This window comes from Halobacillus naozhouensis (assembly GCF_029714185.1).
Lineage (GTDB): Bacteria > Bacillota > Bacilli > Bacillales > Halobacillaceae > Halobacillus_A > Halobacillus_A naozhouensis.
On the sequence record NZ_CP121671.1, the window covers coordinates 3,412,821 to 3,432,844 of the forward strand.

The window sequence follows — 20,024 nt, forward strand, 5'->3', positions numbered from 1 at the left end:
ATAACTGAATTGCGCTCATTTTTTCAGTATGTTAGAAAAACACTACTTATCATCAAATTCATTTTTATCAAACGGCCGATGCTTTATTTTTCATGATTCTTCCCTTATTTTAAAAATTCAGTATTCCTAAAAAAATTGACTATTCCTTTTACCAGGCCATCTGCTAACGGCAGGTCTGGATTGGAATACGTCTGTAAATTCCCCGTTCGATCCTCAGGAGCCTCTTTTAACACGTGATTCATTTTTTCGATTAATAATAGTTCAGCATCGGCTTTTGCCTCATGTAACTCTTCAGCCTCTGAAATGGGAACTTGAAGATCGCGCTTTCCATTAATGATCAGGACTGGGATATCTAGTTTCTGTATTTCCTGAGCAGGGTTATACTGCATCCATGAAGACAGGAAAGGTTGAACAGACGAGCGGAATACGCTTTGTAATTCCTTCGGTACCTGCTCTACCCGTTCACCTGCCTTTAGCTCTTCTAGAATTTGCTTGCTTTGCTTTTTCAAGTCTTCGGGGAGGCTAGCTTTTAGCTGATCATAGAGAACTTCATTGATCGGGCGACCAGCACCTGCGATCGATACAAAGGCGTCAACGTCTGCTTCGGCTATTGCCAGCATGCCAACGAGAGACCCTTGACTATGCCCCATCACACCTACTTTAGAAAATTGACCCTTCTCGTTTAACATGTCTATCCAGGCCTGAGCATCCTGGGCAAATTGATCAAACCGAAGTTCAGTTTCAGGAATCGCCGCACCTTGGTTTTTCCCTACACCACGCTTATCGTAGCGCACACTAGCTATTCCTTGTTCAGCTAATGACTCAGCTAAAAGCTTCAAACTGTTGTTTTTTCCTTGAAGGGTGGCAGAATTACCGTTACGGTCAGTGGGTCCTGAACCCGGAATAATGACCACCACTGGATGTGGCCCCTCTTCTTCTGGAGTCTCAAGCTCCCCATACAACTTCCCTTCATTCGTATCGACACTAAGAAATTGCCCCTTTTCCTCCTCTTCAGCATCCGTTTCAGACGATCCCTTTTTCAGTTCAAAAGGAAACGATTGACCTTGCTGTGTAAAGGTTCCTGCTATCGTATCTCCCTCTTTCTCCCCCTCAAAGCTGATCGTTTGGCCAGCTAACTCCATGTGAAAAAAAATAGCTGACGCATTAACCTTTACCTCAGAAAACGGATAGTCCTTTACACCCTGGACCGGATTGCTTATCGCTCCATTCCATCCGTCCCCTTTTTCAAAAGTAGTCATGATGGGTAATGGCTGATTAGGTACATTTATCGTTCCACTCCAACTGCCTTCCAGACCTTCCATGGGCACTCCTCCATCTTCTGATTTACGCTGATCCGTTTGGCTTTGATCGGATTGGCTGCTGCAGCCTATCATCAATAGCATGATAGCAAGCAGTAGACCAATGATTTTCCCCTTCCTATTCATCGACTCATCCTCTCTGCGATAACCAAACTCCTTCATCTTTCTAACGTTACGAATGGAGCGCAAAAAGGTTTCATAGGTTGCTTAAAATTCAGAAAAATGATTAGAACGGGGTAACCCCTTTGGCCTGTCAAAAGCCTACGTTCAGAAGACGAAACTCCGTTTGTGTTATGCTTGAAATGCGCCTATCAACGCATTCATTTATAGATGGACTAAAATATTGACGAGTTTCCCGAACGGATCTCTCACGTAAAAACGCCGCACACCCCAAGGCTCCTGAGTTGGTCCGTACTCAATTGGAATTTCAGCTTCTTTTATCCGAGCTAATGCATGATCAAGATCATCAACCTCAATTGACAAATCAGGCACCGGTGTCCCGGAGCCACCTTCTGAAAGGAAACTAATTTGGGTGTCCATTTTCTCATGCGAGCCGTAGGTTGCAATAAATTCCATATTCATTAATTGATCAAGTCCAAGTACTTCCTCGTAGAAGTACCTTGCTTTGGTTAAATCCTGTGTTTCCACATTGGCAACAATTCGTTTAATCCTCATTCTTATCACCTCTCAGTTGCTATTAATTTCTACAATAACTACAAATAATCCTTGTTATACATCTAATTTCCCTTGAAAGACTAAACTCAATTAAAACAGGCACTGACTTTATTCAAGAAAAGCCCACCCTATTCCCTAACTATGTAAAAAAGGCAATTCCTTATGCAGAAATCGCCTCAGCTTAATAGAACATTAACTAGTCCTTTTCAATAGCCTATCAGAGCTTTTGATTTAGTTTGTAATCCTCCTGTACTGCTTTTTAAACCCGAATTTATCTCAAAAACTGAATCTTCAATAATACTGTCCGTTTCTTCACTTATTCTAAGAAAAGTTCGAAAAACGTACTACCATAATAAATGTAAAAAAGTACAGCGCCTGGATTATCAATAAAGCTACCAGAATAATTATAAAGTTCTTCACAGCTGATTGTTTAAGTTGAAGGTAATAATCCGTCGCCCATATAACGTAAATTAGCATAGTACTAATGCTAATCGTTAAGCTCATTCTAAGATTAAAGCGCCCGTTAGCTTAATGATGGACATTTAGGGATTTGATTAATTCTATGATTTTTTCATCATCGCTCTGGTCAATAGGCACTTGTTTTGTATTTTCAATAATACCTGTATAAAATTTTTCACCAGCAGGATTCTTGCCATCCCACCGTAATGGAACGTTGTAGACATTAATCGTGCCATCCCCATTACCACTGTAAGTTACCGAACCAGCCACTAAGCGACTACCTGCTAGCTGAATCACATCTTCCGGATAGCTTGCACTGGTTTCATCCTCAGGATTAAGTAATGTGCCAGCTGGAATATGTCGAACATTCAATTCATCTACATCCTCTATAACTCCAAGCTCTAACCAAACTCGAGCGTATTCGATTTCCTCGGAAGAATATCTAGACAACGCATTATCTTCTTCACTTTTAGCTGTATTATTTGACTCCTCGTTTCTTGTTTCTTCTGAAGAGGTTTGATTTGAATCGTTAGTTGCGGTTTTTTCTGACTCTGTTGTGGATACCGATTTATCTTCCTTCTTGTCTAGGTTGCTTTCTTCTGTATCGTCAGTCTTCTTTTCGGATTGAGAAGCAGAGGCATTCTCAGAAGAATCTGTTTTCGCCTCTTGAGTCTTATCACTACACCCAACAAGCAATAGAATGAGCAATAATAGGGCAACATTATAATAAAAAATAGTTTTTCGTTTCTTCATCCAATCATCCCTTTCACTATTGTAAATCCAATTAAAGTTCGAGAAGTATATGTAATCTCATAAAAATAACTTAAAGGATACTCTTAAATAAGCTTCTCTCCCTAGTGCATATGTCATCTTACAAATGGTTACAATTACAAAGGTTCAACCAGCTTCCAACTGTAGAAGAAGAGCTGCTAGTTCGCTTCAAAGTCCTTTATTATCCTTATGATCCAGTATAAGACAATCCACGGAAGTATAAATTTTGTTAACCATTCTACTACCCCAATAAGTATTACCGTTATAGAAAAAGTGTCAGCCCCGAAATATGGTAATGTAAAATAAAGAGTAATAACAAATAAAGAACCTAGAATGATATCTTTCCATGGCAATTCAATCAATCTCTTTTTCATTCCTTCTCACCTCACAACACTACGTACTTAGTCTATCTTGCTTATTAATTCTACAATCCTGCTAACCTGAGTATGTAACTATCGATTGTCTTATACAGCAGTACCAGCTAATAGAAAGTCATTAGGCTGGGCTAAAAAAACTAAAAAAGTCCGAAGAGGTCTGAGTCAACTTCTATACAAAACTTTACAACCCCTGCAAATCATTGTGGAATAAAAAATCAAGGCATAGAACTTGTAACAAAATATATCCCAATAGTAATTACAGTCAGAAAAACCATAAAGTAACTTGATGACAATAGTAGTTTTTTTACCAACGATTGCTCATTTATCTGTTTTTGGACAATAAAACCTACGGCAACAGAAATAATCCAAAACACTACTCCAATCAACGAAAATAAGTATCCAGAGTTCATTATCCAAAGTATTAAGATAGCTGTATGAAAAAATAATAGAACCCACGCAGACACTTTCAAATTCTTCTCTCCTTAATACTGTTAAATTGTTAATTCAATCCTCCAAGAAACTGCCCTTTTCTTTGTACGAAGAAGATAAACCATGTTATTAAAATGGTGCACCCTCCCTATTGATACGAAGAAAAAGGTAATTCGTTTCACCAAGAATACAAAATGTAAAGTTATCCTTATCAATTTGAACTTTTTCATAAAGAAAGAGCGCAAGTCTTATTCCAGATTTGCACCCCGCTTACGGAAGATCGAAAAGTTTAAAAGGACTTCGAAATTAGTTATTATGCTAATTCGTTGAAGACCTTTTTTTAAAAACTGTCTAATAAGACGTACCCAAAAACAATCCCAGCTACTGTTTTAATTGTCGGACTTCCAATTAGAATTATCTCTGGTATAGGGATGGAGCCTTCACCCAAAGATGAGTATGGCAGAATTGACATTGTTATTATGTAGAGAGATGGTAATGCAATTGCTATGAACCTAACCCAGTCAAGACTCCGATTCAAGATAATATTGCACAAAGCAATTATCAACCTTCTATTAGCTGGGTTGGAATAATGACATCCTCTCTACAGTCATGTTTTTTATTTAACGATGTGTTGCCAATTTGGAGGAAGTTCACAGGTCTTTATGTGATTAAAATTTTCAAGTTCCACTTTTGAACTGTCAATTTTAAATGTAAATTTGTCAATTCCTACTGAAATATGCGGACCGACTACAGGAATAACCTTAAGTGTTACTGAGAAACTAAAACCACGGAAATGATTTCTTTCCGCATTCTCAACATAAACCATGTAAGGATAAACAACTGGACTTTTAGTAAGTATCGTTGAGTAATATTTGTGTGTTTGTTTTTGAATATTTGGCAGAAGCATAGAAATAAATATGTCATGATACAATAATTCCTTCGGTTTGGAGGTGTCAACTTCGGCATGAGCTTGGGAGTGAGAGAGCATAATTGTCATTACAATTGTTATGAATATTGTTATAACGCTTTTTTTCATAAAATCCCTCTTAGTTTTTTTCTTATACTCCCCTCAAATTTAAGATATATGTGATAGTAGTTCAGAAAAGATGCACCCGTATTCAGGAAGTGTCCTAATATGCTAAACGGACGTTGATCCTATTCTGAACTGCGCCCTTTTGTTTAGTAAGAACTATTTATATATTCAGCTTAAAAATCATGTCCAACAATAACTTTCCAGTCGCTTTCTTGTTTTTAAATTAGAAATGTAAGTTCATTTTAGTTCCCACCTGAAACCCAACAGTAGCCTCATTTTGGAAGGTGTTTTATTCAGTCTCAAATTATTAGGTTTTAGGATTTTCTTTCATTTCAATCAATAAAACGACTAGTTCTTGAAATAATAAAAGTGAGGGGAGTGAAAAACATGGCTCAAGGAAACAAAAAGCTCTCAAATAAAAACGCACAGCAACATGCAAGGAAAGAAGAGAAACAACCAAGAAAACGCTAGCCATAAAGAATTGATCTAGAACCAAATGTGAAAAAATGATGGGAAGTTCCTCAGGCTGTCGAGAAAGTCTCGACAGCCTGCAAGTTTTTTATTCACTTTTAATATCGGATATGTTATGTGACTAAAAGTCTCATAACCACAACCAATTTACAATTTTTAAAGGTGGCCCTGTGCAACACACCTTCCAAAAAGCTGGTATTAGACAAATCACAGTTCTCAAAAGCCACATCAATAATATCTGCCCCTTGATTTAACAACCTTTATCTAACAATCCGTTTCCATTTCTGTATTCTGATATGACTCTCTATACATAAGATCACCACTACTTTGTGTATAGTAACTATTTGTGCCTCTATCGAAGTATTAACTAAGCGTGAGCACATAAAAAGTGATCCCAACAAACATTGCAAAGGCTACTACTAATCCCACCACTGCCCCTATAATGTTGGTCTTCAATGTGTACCCCTTAAAATCCGATTGTAATTTTGAACGATCAACTTTTCTTATATGTATACATAATGCTATATTGATCATAATCACCAAACATAGAGCCAGCAACAGCATAAAACGAAGTTCCATTTGGATAGCAATATCAGTTGATCCGCGGGACCAAAATGCCTGCAACAAAAATATACCACTCAAAAAGAAGTTACATATTAAGCCTGTATTATATTGCTTTCTCCATTCATTTCCCATTTTTTGTTTTTCATAGATCGCCACTTGCTCAAAAAATGGAATAACTGATTTCGTCGACTTTCTACTTATCCATCTCAACAAGGTTTGAGCAAAGACAATAGCTCCTAATACGAAAAACATTTGTGACATCCTTACCTCAAAAGCACTCAAGAGCGCTAAATAAATCGCAAAAAGAGCTATAACTAGAGCGTTTGTGCTAACTAATTGCTTTATTCTCATTATTTTTAATGCTCTTTGATCCATTTTAATAAGTTCTCTCCTTCACTTTCAAAATTGCCCTGTTTGCTGAAGACCTTAGAATGTATAGGCTTCTCTGATGTTCCAGATAAAGCCCCATCCTAACTGAGTAATAGTTTTTAATCATTATCGAAATCATTATCAATAAAGGAGCTTCTTTCTTCTCTAATATCTAATTTTCTGTTTATTTCAGAAAGATTTTTTAAAATTGTCCGTGTATTTCCAGATAACTGCCCTATAATTGAATAAAAACGGCAATGGACTATTTTTTTATAGTCATTCCATGGAGATTACTCACCTATGTTTTTTAAATGTACTACCAACCACATATGTAGAAATCATTGAAAGTGGAATAAGAAGCAATATAATAAACAGAGATAAAATGTGTGTCTTTGGATTTAGAGGCACAAAGGAGTTAAATATATACTCACAAATATTCCAATATAATACAAAGAAGAAAATAGCTATGACAAAATTGACGAATTTCACTACAAAACCACTCAAACCCAGTTAACCCCTTCCTTGAGAATTCCTCAGCTAACGCGCCAACATGACCGTTAACAGGAACTTATGTACAAGTTAAACTTCAGTTCCAAACCGTATTGGATCAAGTCTTTCCGGAATATAAAACTGTCTTTGGAGCACTCTATTCACCCACCTCCTTACGAACGTTACTCCACTATCAAACACCTCAAGGTGTTAAGGAGGAAACGAAGGAAAAAATCGCTGAAGTGATTCTCCAACAAGGGGTTAAACGCTCCTATGGATGGGCATTAGATAAAGCCCATCAGCTAAAAGAGGCAGCTGAGCGAGACCCTTTCAAACGTAATTTATATACGAGCCATGTGGTGAGTTTAACGATGTTTATTCAACTTCTTCTTCAATACCAAAGGCACCTATCGAAGCTACTGAAAGAGATAGATGCCTTGGCTGAAGAATTTGATGAGTATGAAATTATCCGATCACTTCCCGGTATTGGTGGAAAGATTGCAGCAACAATCCTTTCCGAGATTGGGGAGATTGACCAGTTTAACCACCCTAAGAAACTCGTCGCCTACGCAGGGATGGACCCAAGCGTCCATGAATCTGGACAGTTTAAAGCAACCATTAACCGAATTACAAAAAGAGGATCGGCTCGCCTGCGACAAAGTCTATATAACGCGGTCCAATGTGGAATAACCAAGAATCGCAACCCAAAATTAAGAGCATATTACGATAAAAAGCGAGAAGAAGGCAAACCACATAAAGTGGCGATCATTGCTTGTGCAAACAAGCTCATTCACTGGATTTATGCCATCTTAAAAAGTAAAAAGGCCTATGTGGTTTAAAAGGAACCAATAAAATACTTTTATAGAAAATACTTCAAATCCATTAATATTGAAGTTTTAGTATGTTCTTTTTTATTGTACCATGTCAAATTAATCTTTTTTACCTTTAGCCATTGACCTTCTATTAGCTGGTTGCTGAAAACTAAATTAATGATGGTGACATCTGATTTTACTGAGAACACCTCAGTTGAAGATTAATTTATTTAAAAAGACTCCACCCTTAACACCTATTAATTTTGTAGGTTATCTCGGTCAACTGCTTCTGGGGGTTGTTCCATCCATCCGTGGTCAATCATGATATTAGCACCATCCTCTACATATAACGATACATCCAATAAACAACGGGCATATAAAGCCCCGATATCACTTCTTCCATTGAGTGATGCCCCATTGGAATATTCTCTTATCTTCATTGAGAACATGTCAATTTTATGAAAAACCATGAGTTTATCTGAAAACGGAGGCGTGGTAGAGGAAGTCACTAAATGGTCTAAAAGTGTAGGTGAAGGCAAGTGAGACTCTGTTAACTTTTTTGACATCTTTTCTATATGCTTTGTATTAATATTCTTCCCACGCGCTAAATACTTTCTTACCTCTTCATCTCGTGCTCCTTGTTCAAACCCATTAATGAGCGCTTTGCTTGTGATATCATTGTTAATGTTACCGAAAAGATGAGCAATTTCTAACCCATGAAGAGGCCTCATGTCTCTAATAAAGCCATTCAAAAAATTTTGTTTGGTTACGAAATCTACTCTTTTAGGCTTCGGTATGGGTGGTGCATTCATTAAAATGCCTTTTGATTTTAAGATGTCACTCACATCTGTCATCAATTTGACAGTATGACTAAGGCCATTGACAAAAAAATCCCTTACATCTTTCCTTGTCACCAATGGAATAGCGACACTATAAAGACTCATTCCTGCTTTCCCTAAATATTGCAAGTAATAAAGATAAAACTCATCCTCAAATAGCTTAGGCGCCTCTAAGTCCACATCGTCATCAGTAAATCCAACGGGTATTGGGAAATCCTCCTTATCAAAAATCGTTTTAATATCCCGGGTATATGACTTAGTTAAACTCAAAGCATATTCTAAAACTTTTTTAATGTCTGGATCATCCACATGCTTCAGATAGTAACTAAGCACACATTTACCCATACTATTCCCAACGTACGACGCCCAAAGCTTTCCCATTTCTGCTGATGTTAAATTTGATTTATTCATCTTCATAAAAGTCAACATTTCCTTTCATCATCTTTTTTGTCTATTCCTGATTTATCTTTTGTACACGTAAAATTTGTCTAACCTATATGGTTTGAATGGGTTGAAGATGATTTTAACGTTTGTGAAAGTGGATAGAATTTTCGAATGAATAGGGAGAGGTTTCTTTTTATAAAATAGGACCAATATACATATTTATTGCACTTGCTATTCAGAACATGCCTTTCCCTCTCTTTTTCTTCTAAAGCAACAGTTATAGATACGTCCTTATACTTTCCCTTAAGAAAACCTAATATACACCACATAGGGGTACGGCAACGATTCTTAGAATGAAGCGCCACTATGGGAATTAATACCATTTAAACGATTTTGATAAATGTATTTGAGACCCTTCTCAGCGTTTAAAAACAATAAATCGTTACTTGGCAATAGATAAACCCTAATGAAATAAAATGGACTGAACGGTAAAACCGATCAGTCTATAAATATTTATCTTACAAAGCCCCGTTTCAGGAAGAACGTCTCCTTGTTCAGTTGAAGAAGGTTTTCTTACTAAATAAATTTATTCTTTCTTCTGAGGTCTTATTTTTATTTGTATCCTGCCATTTGATAACCATATAAATATTGTTAATATTATCAACAGGAATAGGTTCCGTAATTTCTGTGGTTCCAGTAGTTTCCTGTGCTATATCAATTTTTCCCCCACTCGAAGTTACTGATTTCCCCTGAATAATTTTATCGTTATTATCAATAACAGCGTGGACTCTAATACTAAACAAATCAGTATTATAATTTGTTTTATCTTTCATAATAACCTTTCCATTCCCAGCTCTAGACATATTTGGTGTCATTTCTATATCGTAGGATTTTACTTTCCAACTTTCACTTTCACCAGACAACGATAAATAACTATTATTTATTGTCATTTTCTCATTGCTACTACATCCTGTGAGTAGTGCGATAAGCAATACCAAATAAAACAAATAACTTAAGCTAAAAGCCAGGTTCAAGCCTTTTTACAAAGGTAAAAACCATATAAAAAAATCTTTAAGTTTGCGCACCATCTACAAGGGCTACATACATTTCATCAGTTTTATCAAGAAGTAATAAGCGCCCCTTTTCTGGAACACCAAATAATGATTGTTGCCTTCCAATAATCATATTCGTTTAAGACAAGTTAAGTATGTTTAATAGCTATTAACGCCGCCACGGATAACTAATAAAGAATGTTATGAAATGATTATTTAAGTGACTGTAATAATAATGAAAGACAAGTTCCGATAAACTCCGTATATAAAATATCGAGTAAAAAATGAATTTCACCGATATTATGTATTTGTAAAGGAGGGAAATGAATGTTAGAGAAATTCAATAAATTGATGGACTATATTGAAGCACATTTGACGGAAGAAATCTCTGGAAAAGATATATCAAAAATTGTAGGAATATCTGATTATCATTTTAAAAGGATGTTTTCGTATATGGCTGGAATGTCATTGAATGAGTACATCAAAAACAGGAGATTGTCCGTTGCAAATGTTGAATTAATTAAAGGAGCAAGAGTGACAGATATTGCCTATAAATACGGTTTTCAATCTATAGAAGGATTCTCGAGAGCCTTTCGTGAATGGAGTGGTTTTTTACCTTCAGAAGTAACTAAAAACAAAATTCGAAAATCATTTCCCAAATTTTCATTTTTTATAGATATAAGAGGAGGAAAATCAATGGAATTTAAAATTGAAATGAAAGCGAAGTTTAATATAGTAGGTGTATCGAAAAGGGTGCCAATTCAATTCGAAGGTGAAAATAATGCGATCTTAGAACTAGCCCAGTCAATTACCGAACAACAAAGAAATGAGATGCATCAGTTAGCTGATTTATACCCTCATCAAGTCCTGAATGTATCTTATGATTTCGACAATGGTTACTTGGAAGAAAGAGGGAACCTAACTCATATGATTGGTTTGGCAACTACAAAAGAAAATCCTTTCGATGATTTAGAACAACTGTCCATTGAAGAAAGTTTATGGGCGATTTTTCCGAATGAAGGACCATTTCCTTCTACGCTTCAAGAAACTACCGCTAAAATTTATTCTGAATGGTTGCCTTCTTCAGGTTATGAAGTAGCAGATATACCTGGGATTTCTTTTACCAACCACAATGGTACTTCGGAAAATGTATATAGTGAAATTTGGATGCCAGTAAAAGAAAAAAATAGTTAGCGATAAACTTTGATTATTCCGTTAAATCCCCATTTACCATATTAGACCAGTCAGCTAATGTGTTTTGCAATAGAAAAGTACATAATAATGCAATGAAAAATACATAAGCTTGCCAGCCGATTTTGTTCAGTTGTTTTGCCTTGATAAAGCATGGCTGACTCTGTAACTATCTCCCGCAAATGTAAGTACATGGGCATGATGTATAACCCGGTCAACCAAAGCTGCCGTAAGTCTCGAGTCCACAAAAATACGATTCCATTGACTAAATTCCAGGTTTGAAGTGATTATGATGCTCTTCTGTTCATACCAATCGGTGATGAGTTGAAAAAGCAGCTCGGCTCCTTCTTTACTAAATGGAATGTATCCCATCTCATCTAAAATGATTAGATCCACTTTTTTAAAGCGATTCCTAAACTGTTGGAGCTTTCCTTCTCTCCACATTCTTTCTAACATATCAACTAGATCAGACACTCGGTAGAATCGGACCTCATAGCCTTTCTTACACGCCTCCCGGCCTAACCCTGTCGCTAAATGAGTCTTCCCTGTACCTGGAGAACCTGTTAGAACTACATTCTCTTTCTGAGAAATAAAGTGTAGATCTATCAATTCAGTACGATCTAGCTGAGGAGGAAACCTTATTTGATCTCCCCATTGAAAATCCGCAAGGTTTTTATAATTAACGAACTTTGCTTTTTTAATCAGACGTTCAGCTTTTGCTTCTTCTCTTAATTCAAATTCCTTACGGAAGAGTGCTTCTAAGTATTGCGTTTCATTTTCAAATGGAATTTTTTCGTAAATGTCAGCTACATAAGCCAATCGTAAGCTTTTACACATATCCCTAATGTTCATATTCGCTGCTCACCATCCTCTTTCGCGCTTGGTTGTAATAGGTCGTATTTGGACCAATCAACGTCGTAAGGATGGGAAGTAGAATCAGAGATTCTTTCAGGTTGGTGTTGGAGGAGATCATAAAACCTTTCATTAATTTCCTCCATATCATGATTGATTAATAGGTTGATCAACCAATGCAATCGTTCTTTTCGTAAAGTAAGTGATTCAATATTTAGATAAGCTGCTATGCGCCCTGGCAAATATGGGTTATATCTTGAATAAGGAACTGATCTTGGTTTGGACGCCCAGGCTCTCATAATGGAAAGCCAAGGAATATTTCGACTTTTGTTCATATATGGACGAAAGTCCGAGTGCAGAATTTCTCCGTAAGGAGAGACCACTTTATAACGGTCCCAATAAAGTACTAGATGAAGATAACTAAAATTATATCCTTTAGGAATATGCTCTTTCTTGCTGTCTATAGTGATTTCTCCATACTTGTTAGCCGTCACCTTCATTTCTTTAAATATCGGATAATCTTCCTCCGGCAGAGCTAGGGCATGGTTCATTTCTTCATCAAGCAATTCTTGAATACGGACTTCCTTTGAGTAGTGAATTCGCTGACGATCTTGTACTAGTTTTTCATTTAAGATATTGGTTAGATCCTCATAGCTTTCTATGATTGGAGAAGGAGTAACGAAGTTATATCTTACATATCCTACTTTATTTTCAACGTGCCCTTTCTCATTCCCCTTACGCACATTACACGCTTGGATTTCAAATCTATAGAAATTAGCGAACTGAAGAAATTCATCTGTAAAGATGGCTTCGCCATCCTTATCCCTTGCTTTAATAACGGCGGCTTTCAAATTATCGATTCTAAGCTTTCGCGGTACTCCACCCAGTCGCTCGAAGATCTTCTTTAACCCGTATAAAAAGCATTCCTGATTTTCCCCCGGGAGAGGAACAGTTAAAGCTGCATTACTATAAGGTAGGCTCATCACTAAACAATGAACATCGATAAATTTACCGTCTTTAACAGCTTCAGTTATTCCAAAGTCCACTTGGGCTTCAGCCGGGGGGTGATTTAACCTTTCACTATTTTTATCTTTAATTTCCTCTGAATTATTCTTTCCTTCTTTCCACTCAGCAATGAAATAACAGACGGTCCGGTAGGACCCTTCAAACCCATGACCTTGAAGTTGTTGAAATATGGTCTTATTTTTCCTTCTCAGTTTTAGCTTTAGTTTTCGATCTTCTATAAGCCAGTCCGTTACGATTTCTCCCCAATGTTCCTCATACATCATTCCTTTTCGAGCCATCTGTTTTTCTTTTGGGACTTGCTCTTCATCCGCATATTTCTTGGCGGTACGCCAATTCACTTGAGCTCGATTAGCGATTTCATTAATAGAAACGTCTTCATGATTTCGTAAAGTTTTGATATGATTGATTTTAGTCATTGCTAGCAATCCTCTCGACCTCCACTGTGTTTGATTCGACACCAATTACAGTAGAGTTATATTGGATGGCTGGCAAGGCTTTTTTTTATCTAAAAAAGAAGTGCAGAGTTATGTACGTTTTCATTGCACATCTCTGTACTTCTATATTGCACTACACAGCTAAGAAGATATTGACTGGTCTTTTTAATTTATACATTGCTCTTTTGTAATAATTTTAGAAATCATTTTTATTACTTAATCTGGCCCTTAAATGTAAAACGGAGGCGTTATTCGATAAACGCGCTCCTTTAAGAGAATACTTGGGTTCAAGATAATATTTGAAACACAAAGCTTCTGTCAGCCGGTAGATATTGAGCAGTCTACTTCCTTAGCGATGGATCTAATCTATTAAAAGAGACTGACTCTTGACTAAGTCAGTCTCTTTTTTATTTCTATAACAAAAGGTGATGATAGTGAGTAATCAAGTTTTACGGTTATTAGCCATAAGTTATGGTCCGTAATATAATTACATTTTATTTACAAACAGGAATTCATCCTTAAAGACGTTTAATCCCTTAAGTGGAGGGAACAAGTTTAGTAGAAAAGAGAACAGCTTAATTTCTTTTCTAAAATTTATATCGGAGGTGGAGTAAGATGACTAATAACAATCAGACGTATAAAACAGGTGAAAAAGCACCAGAAAGCGGTAAGTACAAAGTACAGAGTTTAGTCAACGGTGGTTCTTCTAATCAAGATGACACGGAAGTCAAGGTAGAGGAAGGAGAGCAGTTCCCCCCTTCTCCATCAAGTAACGATGCTGCAAACTGGGTAAAAGTCTCATAACTATTTAAAAAGATAGATAAGTACCTGGGGGAAGAAGGGAGTTCTTCCCCCAGGTACTTTTTAAATCAGTTTTAAGGAAATGAAACATGGATAAAATTAAAACTTTAATGATAGAAAGGGTGCAACAGTAATGGCTTTATTGAAAGAATATATGACCACGAACGTTGAGAGTAGTAAAACTTCCGATGATTTGAAAACGTTAGCAGAGAAGATGGAAAAAGATGATGTGGGATTTCTTCCGATTGTTGAAAACGAAAAATATGCCGGAGTAGTAACGGATCGAGATATTGTAGTAAAAGGGTTAGCTAAGGGCACAGGAAAAGCAGAGGACATTATGACAGAAAACGTAGTCACAGGGTCTCCTAACATGGAAGTGGAGGAAGCTGCGAAATTAATGCAGGAGCACCAGATTAAGCGCCTATTAGTGGTAGATGATGAGACCATCAATGGTGTTGTCACGCTAGGTGATTTAGGAGTGGAACATGCTGATCAAGTAGCCGGAAATATAGTAAGTGAGGTATCTAAAGGAAAAGGGAACAATTGATTCTCTCTGTATATTCACTTTTTTTGGGGGCCGCAAAGTTTTTGTGACCTCCCTCTTTTAATAAAAGTGAAGAAAAAAACTTTATCTTTTTGTGGTAATTAACACAAATATATGTAAATAAAATGATAAGGGTCGAAATAAGGGACCAATTTCCGAAGCTTATTACCCGGAAAAAGGAAGCCTTTCCTACTGGCTGCTAGAAAAGTATTATTTATGGTCCTATAAAAAAAGGCTTTATTTAGAGGAGGCATTCATCATAAACAATGGAAAATTCATGATGCGGTAGCTCCTATAGAAGATCAGCACATGATTCCTTTTTCACCTGATACCTTTTTAATTAAAGAATCTCTTTTTCATTACGCATTCTCCCAACGTGTTCTATTCTGGCCAATTAAAAAAATTAAGTAAAAGAGCTTCCACATAAGTGAAGCTCTTTTTTTAGTTCCTCTGAAGGACCAAAAGAACCATTATTTTATAGATTTATTGTAAAAAAAGAGTAGCCCTATTCAGAGCTACTCTTTAGTGGCTTTAATGACTATATGAAGCTCTTAATCCCTTGTTGGCGCCGAGATGTTTCTTTGAAATATAAAAATGGAAGAAGTATTCACCTACAGCAATTGCTATAGCTGAAATAGCAGCTGCCCAAGCCATTTCCCCTAGGTCCATGCCTGTTAAAACGAACCCAAGCAGCCAAACAATTATGAAGGTGACTCCTAAGTCTGCCATAGTAGCTGTCATATTATTGGTTTTAGGTAAAATATAGAGATCCCCTAGTGGATAGGAAACAGCACCTATCACGGCAGTTAAAATGAGCATGTTAATGAAAGAAACTTCAAAACCTAAACTAAGGATCAAGTATAGGACTACCAGTGTCATAATCCCTTTAATTGCAAGCGCCTTTACATGTTCCATGGTGTCTCTCCTCCTTTTTTAAAGTAAAGATCTTGCTTACACTCAGATAATCTTCTTCAACTTTTAAGTGTCTTTTATGATTGATCCAAACCGTTAGCATTTAATTATGTTCAAATGCTATAGAAGACCCGTCCACTATTTAGAACAGGCCTTCTCTCTAATTTTATGAGCTTTTTCTATTATTATTTTGCTTACCGCCTTTTGACCCGATTTCCTCATAAAATTCTTGATCATGTTCTTGGGATGTTGTTTCTCCGCCTTTTTGGCCAATATCTTGATAGAATTCCTTGTCATGTTCTTGGGATGTTGTTTCTCCGCCTTTTTGGCCAATATCTTGATAGAATTCCTTATCGTGTTCCTTGGAGGTCTTGTTTCCGCCCTTTTGACCTGCTTCCTCTACAGTCATTTTGCGATTGCTATTGTTTTGTTTAGCCATTTTCAATTCCTCCTTTTGTGTTATATATAGACTATTCCTTCTTAGCTTGGAATTAAAACATATATTATCCATAAATGGATCAATTTAATTTTTCTGTAATATACTGTCGTTATATTTTACAGAGGACCCTTCATATTGTTTGGAGACCTCCTCCATAAGACTCCTATAATCGTCCTCATTTCCCGTTGCTTGTGCGATATTTAACAGCTCATTATAAAATTTTCTTTCATCCAAATGGTGCATATACTCATATTCAAACCCGTTAGCCGTATATACGGCAAATTCCCAGACAAATTGCTCATCTCGTTTACTCACTGCCCGCGCAATCGCATTGAGAACTTTCAGTAACTCAACAGTAATGACCACGTTATCTCTTGCATAATATTCCCAACTTTGTACTCTAACCGAATAATGAGTTCATCCCTACGTGCCTCCTCAATCAATGGAATAAAATCAATGGTTTGTAAATAACCAGAAGAATCAATCCCTATTCGATGTCCCTGGTATTCCTGGATTTGGCCCTTTATTGTCTTTTCATCCTCTACCCTGTAAGGCTCAAGCTCACTAAGCAAGGAATTCTCAATAATTCCGATGGATTCCCTTTTCATTTCACCCGTCATATTGGATACTTGAAGCCAGGTGACAATGTGATTAATAAAAAAAGCAAACGTCCCGATACATAAAGCCGTCAGAAATGTAGCTGTTACGGGAATCAAGAAATATTGAGAAGCTGTTTCCCCGTTAAAAATCCCAAGTGTTCGCTGGGTCACTTTCGTCATCATAAAGTTCTTTAGGATTCTTGGTGAATATTGGCCGGCGAAGGTCGTTAGAGCTGTTAACACCCCATAAAAGGTAAAGGAATTTAATGATAAAAGTCCTCCTGTTAGAGTACTTAATATGGTTTTGGTTAATTGATAATTTGCACTTAGAATCGAAGGCAACATGTTGCCAAACTCCATCTTCAGGTCTGCCCACACGGTTAAGGCAAAAAGCAATAATGATAACCCTGCATACATAATCGGCGTAACCCAAAGGTTTGAGTAAATCTAGTGCCATTTCTCTCTTTTTGACATGTTTTTGTACTTCTTTTTATTTTGGAGTTTATTCCGATTCTTCATCTCGCCACTCCTTTAAGGACATGATATTCCCTCTATCCCCCCCTTTGTCGTGTTCTAATCTGCACATGGATTTATTATTGGGGATGGACTCCCGCTGTAATAAAAATGTTATAGTATCGACATTTTATCTTTTGCTTCCTTGTGTTACCGTTTTATTGTAACCCACCCATTTTCTGGAGGGATAAAATGAGTCAGTACCAGGTAGGAGAATGGATTCAAAAACGATGCAGAAAATGTTTTCATAACGAGTCGCAAATTATTAAGGTTGATGAAAAGGACCTCAATGAAAAGACAGGCACTCTTCTGTGGTGTCAATGCCCGGAATGCGGATTGAATGATCATGAACTTACACCAGTAGAAGCCTAAAGAAAGGACCAGAGTTTAACTCTGGTCCTTTCTACATATTCCATTAAAGCGCCCGATTAGGGAGGATCGTTCAACTTCTAGTAGTTAAATAAACACAATAAATGAATGAAGCCTCCTTTGGAGAACGGAGGCTTCATTCATCATTAATCAGTCTGATTCCTTTTGCTTTTTTTATGAAGAGGAGGCGGAACTAACCAACCTTTCTCCTTATTCATTTTTAACAACTTTGCTCCCATTTGGGCTTTTTTCATGTGAAATTGACCATACATCATGGCAATGTCTTCTCTAATACATTGTCCAATAAGCGTACTGTCCGCGACTAATCCTTGAGCAATATCTTTTGAAATAACGGCTGCGATCTCCGGGTCCATAACCCGTGCCCCTACAGGAATATCTTCCCTGTTAGCTTCAGATCGTTCAGGCGGGGCAATAGGTAGACCAACGCTATTTTGTTTTAAAAGGGTCTCATTTTCCTCAATGCCTGGCTTAATAATATTTTCTACTATCTCTCCAATTAGCTTCTTTAAATCTTCATCACCCGCATGGTTATAATACACTTGGTAAGCAGCTAGTTGCCCTTTGGCCATAGCCAATGCCGACCATACCCCAAAAACTTCACCATAGTGCATTGGCTCCTGTTTTTGGTTACCGCTAAACATACCCATCTTCTAACCTCCTATAAGATATTCTTACCAATAGGTAGGGTAACCAACCTAGCGTTTTTTATTATACTTTAAACCGAATAGTCCTTGTTTGAACGTTTTCGAAGGGGGAGCATTCTAATAAGTTTCACAAAGCAAGGATGATTATACAGTTTTTATTCAACTATACGGCCCTTAAATGTAAAAAAGACACGTTATCCACTAAACGCGCCCGTTTCTTTAATAGGATTAAAAGAAAATGATTGATCCAAAATAAATAAAGCTCATAACAAAAAACACAGTCAGAAAAGTAGTTAATCCATTGGGTAACTTTTCGTAAAAATAAATTAAAGCCAAGCCTATAATTAAATGAAAGACCAGAAACAATGTAACACTCATTTTATTCATTCCTCAAACTAAATTTGGAATACGCAAATGCTGATAATCCCTTATCCCTCTTTGTACCTCACATACCTTTATTTTCTATCTTTAAAAGTAACAAAGACATAAAAGGAAAAAAGCACAAATAAAACAATACCAACATTAATCAGTATATTAATAATCAATTCCATAAAGGTCACCCTAACTATTCCTGCTTAATTATACCATAATTCCATAATTTCTTATTCAACTGTTCTACCCTTTAGCTTATTAACAACTATTTCAAACTTTACTCATTGGAACAATACTTTATTCCAGAATATGGACCTTCTCACAAAGAAAAAGCGCAAGTCTTACCCCAGATTTGCGCCTATTGTTGAAGACTGCTATTTAGATACTTTCTATAATAGTTCCCGCAATAAAAACAAGACCACCGACAAAGTATATGTAGGACATTCCTTTATTTTTGACTCGCAAATTATGTATTCCAAATAAAATCATTGCTGCTCCAAATATAACGATTCCAATATTTATATTAACTAACATTATTCCTATTGAAACAAGAAGTAAAAAAAGGCCAAGCCCTCTCATTGAGTTTCCACCACCCTCTGGAATTTGACATCCTTTTTTGTAGTTCTGACAAGATATACAATCAGAGTAAACATTTACTTAACATCGATTATTTCAAATCTCCATTAATCTCACAATAATTAATTCCACAAATTGTCTCTTATATGCAAAATGGGGGCAATGCTTATCCCGCGAAAGCGCCCTTTAACGGAGTAACTTTTCATATTTATATTTAAGAAGTTATGTAGCTAAACTTCTTCCAATTTCTAACCCCCAAGGTATAGCTCCCCACGTAACAATAATAGAGGCAAAAAGAAAAAGTTTAGGGAAGAAGAATTTTGTAAAGGTTAACAATCCAATTAAAGCCCCGATAGCCCATATTGGTATTACCACAAAAAACTCGGGTGCTATCCAAGTCTCGTCAGTATAGTTCTCAGCAATTGTTCCCGCAGCAAAAAAACCTGCAATTAAGGCTGCGATACATCCACTTATAATCGTGTTAATTATGTAGATGGTCTTTATTTCCCTCACCCTTTCTAAAAAATATGCTCCACTAATTGAATTCGCTAATTCTCTGTTAAATCCCCTTTAATTTCCAGTTCGTAATTATCAATAATATTAACACCAATTATTTTTATGCAATCGTTTATTCAATTTTATGTCCCTTAAATGTAAAACGGACGCGCTATTCGATAAACCCGCCCTT

21 protein-coding genes and 1 pseudogene are annotated in these 20,024 nt (G+C 36.6%); 5 read left to right on the top strand and 17 right to left on the bottom strand.

Annotated features, from left to right (window positions below):
• Positions 1-104 precede the first annotated feature (104 nt).
• The 6 genes from P9989_RS17560 to P9989_RS17585 all read right to left on the bottom strand — a co-directional run bounded on the left by P9989_RS17560 (position 105) and on the right by P9989_RS17585 (position 6,473).
• On the bottom strand, positions 105-1,481 hold the full coding sequence (locus tag P9989_RS17560) for an alpha/beta hydrolase family protein (RefSeq protein ID WP_283076155.1): 1,377 nt from the start codon (positions 1,479-1,481) through the stop codon (positions 105-107).
• A 162-nt stretch (positions 1,482-1,643) separates the two neighbouring features.
• On the bottom strand, positions 1,644-1,994 hold the full coding sequence (locus P9989_RS17565; protein ID WP_283076156.1) for a VOC family protein: 351 nt from the start codon (positions 1,992-1,994) through the stop codon (positions 1,644-1,646).
• A gap of 528 nt (positions 1,995-2,522) precedes the next feature.
• Positions 2,523-3,206: a hypothetical protein gene (locus P9989_RS17570; protein ID WP_283076157.1), complete on the bottom strand. Its 684-nt coding sequence runs from the start codon at positions 3,204-3,206 to the stop codon at positions 2,523-2,525.
• Between the two features lie 1,440 nt (positions 3,207-4,646).
• Complete coding sequence (locus tag P9989_RS17575) at positions 4,647-5,066, bottom strand: DUF3888 domain-containing protein (protein ID WP_283076158.1); 420 nt, start codon at positions 5,064-5,066, stop codon at positions 4,647-4,649.
• A gap of 581 nt (positions 5,067-5,647) precedes the next feature.
• On the bottom strand, positions 5,648-5,761 hold the full coding sequence (locus P9989_RS17580; protein ID WP_283078966.1) for a pentapeptide repeat-containing protein: 114 nt from the start codon (positions 5,759-5,761) through the stop codon (positions 5,648-5,650).
• Positions 5,762-5,897: 136 nt separating this feature from the next.
• Positions 5,898-6,473 carry a hypothetical protein gene (locus tag P9989_RS17585; RefSeq protein ID WP_283076159.1) on the bottom strand — a complete coding sequence of 192 codons (576 nt, stop codon included), beginning with the start codon at positions 6,471-6,473 and terminating at the stop codon, positions 5,898-5,900.
• Positions 6,474-6,932: 459 nt separating this feature from the next.
• Here P9989_RS17585 and P9989_RS17590 point away from each other — a divergent pair.
• Positions 6,933-7,795, top strand: a pseudogene (locus tag P9989_RS17590) (IS110 family RNA-guided transposase); the annotation flags it as partial.
• Between the two features lie 230 nt (positions 7,796-8,025).
• Here P9989_RS17590 and P9989_RS17595 read toward each other — a convergent pair.
• Positions 8,026-9,018, bottom strand: coding sequence for a DUF3231 family protein (locus tag P9989_RS17595; protein WP_283076160.1), 993 nt, complete (start codon positions 9,016-9,018; stop codon positions 8,026-8,028).
• A 527-nt stretch (positions 9,019-9,545) separates the two neighbouring features.
• Positions 9,546-9,998: a hypothetical protein gene (locus tag P9989_RS17600; RefSeq protein WP_283076161.1), complete on the bottom strand. Its 453-nt coding sequence runs from the start codon at positions 9,996-9,998 to the stop codon at positions 9,546-9,548.
• A gap of 372 nt (positions 9,999-10,370) precedes the next feature.
• On the opposite strand from P9989_RS17600, the gene P9989_RS17605 reads away from it, so the two are divergent.
• Complete coding sequence (locus P9989_RS17605; protein ID WP_283076162.1) at positions 10,371-11,237, top strand: AraC family transcriptional regulator; 867 nt, start codon at positions 10,371-10,373, stop codon at positions 11,235-11,237.
• 126 nt (positions 11,238-11,363) lie between these two features.
• On the opposite strand, the gene istB is transcribed toward P9989_RS17605, so the two are convergent.
• Positions 11,364-12,086: an IS21-like element helper ATPase IstB gene (gene istB, locus P9989_RS17610; RefSeq protein WP_283075641.1), complete on the bottom strand. Its 723-nt coding sequence runs from the start codon at positions 12,084-12,086 to the stop codon at positions 11,364-11,366.
• Positions 12,083-13,528, bottom strand: coding sequence for an IS21 family transposase (istA, locus tag P9989_RS17615; protein ID WP_346274861.1), 1,446 nt, complete (start codon positions 13,526-13,528; stop codon positions 12,083-12,085). Before istA ends, istB begins: the two co-directional genes overlap by 4 nt.
• A 633-nt stretch (positions 13,529-14,161) precedes the next feature.
• Between istA and P9989_RS17620 the strand changes: the two genes are divergently transcribed.
• Together P9989_RS17620 and P9989_RS17625 are read left to right on the top strand one after the other, a co-directional pair.
• Positions 14,162-14,350, top strand: a complete 189-nt coding sequence (locus P9989_RS17620) for a YjzC family protein (protein WP_283076163.1) — start codon at positions 14,162-14,164, stop codon at positions 14,348-14,350.
• Between the two features lie 130 nt (positions 14,351-14,480).
• Positions 14,481-14,894: a CBS domain-containing protein gene (locus tag P9989_RS17625; protein WP_283076164.1), complete on the top strand. Its 414-nt coding sequence runs from the start codon at positions 14,481-14,483 to the stop codon at positions 14,892-14,894.
• A gap of 528 nt (positions 14,895-15,422) precedes the next feature.
• On the opposite strand, the gene P9989_RS17630 is transcribed toward P9989_RS17625, so the two are convergent.
• The 4 genes from P9989_RS17630 to P9989_RS17645 all read right to left on the bottom strand — a co-directional run bounded on the left by P9989_RS17630 (position 15,423) and on the right by P9989_RS17645 (position 17,258).
• The gene (locus P9989_RS17630; RefSeq protein ID WP_283076165.1) at positions 15,423-15,806 is read right to left on the bottom strand and encodes a DUF2512 family protein; all 384 of its coding nucleotides are present in this window, start codon (positions 15,804-15,806) and stop codon (positions 15,423-15,425) included.
• Between the two features lie 163 nt (positions 15,807-15,969).
• Positions 15,970-16,242, bottom strand: coding sequence for a KGG domain-containing protein (locus tag P9989_RS17635; protein WP_390304637.1), 273 nt, complete (start codon positions 16,240-16,242; stop codon positions 15,970-15,972).
• A gap of 84 nt (positions 16,243-16,326) precedes the next feature.
• Complete coding sequence (locus tag P9989_RS17640; RefSeq protein ID WP_283076166.1) at positions 16,327-16,608, bottom strand: hypothetical protein; 282 nt, start codon at positions 16,606-16,608, stop codon at positions 16,327-16,329.
• Entirely contained in the window at positions 16,584-17,258 is a 675-nt protein-coding gene (locus tag P9989_RS17645; protein ID WP_283076167.1) for a DUF2254 family protein, read from the bottom strand. The genes P9989_RS17640 and P9989_RS17645 overlap by 25 nt, the downstream gene beginning before the upstream one ends.
• 288 nt (positions 17,259-17,546) lie before the next feature.
• On the opposite strand from P9989_RS17645, the gene P9989_RS17650 reads away from it, so the two are divergent.
• Positions 17,547-17,726: a hypothetical protein gene (locus P9989_RS17650; RefSeq protein ID WP_283076168.1), complete on the top strand. Its 180-nt coding sequence runs from the start codon at positions 17,547-17,549 to the stop codon at positions 17,724-17,726.
• Between the two features lie 143 nt (positions 17,727-17,869).
• Here the strand turns inward: P9989_RS17650 and P9989_RS17655 are convergent, their stop codons facing one another.
• From P9989_RS17655 to P9989_RS17665, 3 genes are all read right to left on the bottom strand, one after another.
• Positions 17,870-18,391 (bottom strand): DUF3231 family protein, encoded by a 522-nt coding sequence (locus tag P9989_RS17655; protein WP_283076169.1) that lies wholly within the window; start codon positions 18,389-18,391, stop codon positions 17,870-17,872.
• A 747-nt stretch (positions 18,392-19,138) separates the two neighbouring features.
• The gene (locus P9989_RS17660) at positions 19,139-19,339 is read right to left on the bottom strand and encodes a hypothetical protein (RefSeq protein ID WP_283076170.1); all 201 of its coding nucleotides are present in this window, start codon (positions 19,337-19,339) and stop codon (positions 19,139-19,141) included.
• Between the two features lie 219 nt (positions 19,340-19,558).
• Positions 19,559-19,849, bottom strand: coding sequence for a hypothetical protein (locus P9989_RS17665; protein WP_283076171.1), 291 nt, complete (start codon positions 19,847-19,849; stop codon positions 19,559-19,561).
• Between the last annotated feature and the right edge of the window lie 175 nt (positions 19,850-20,024).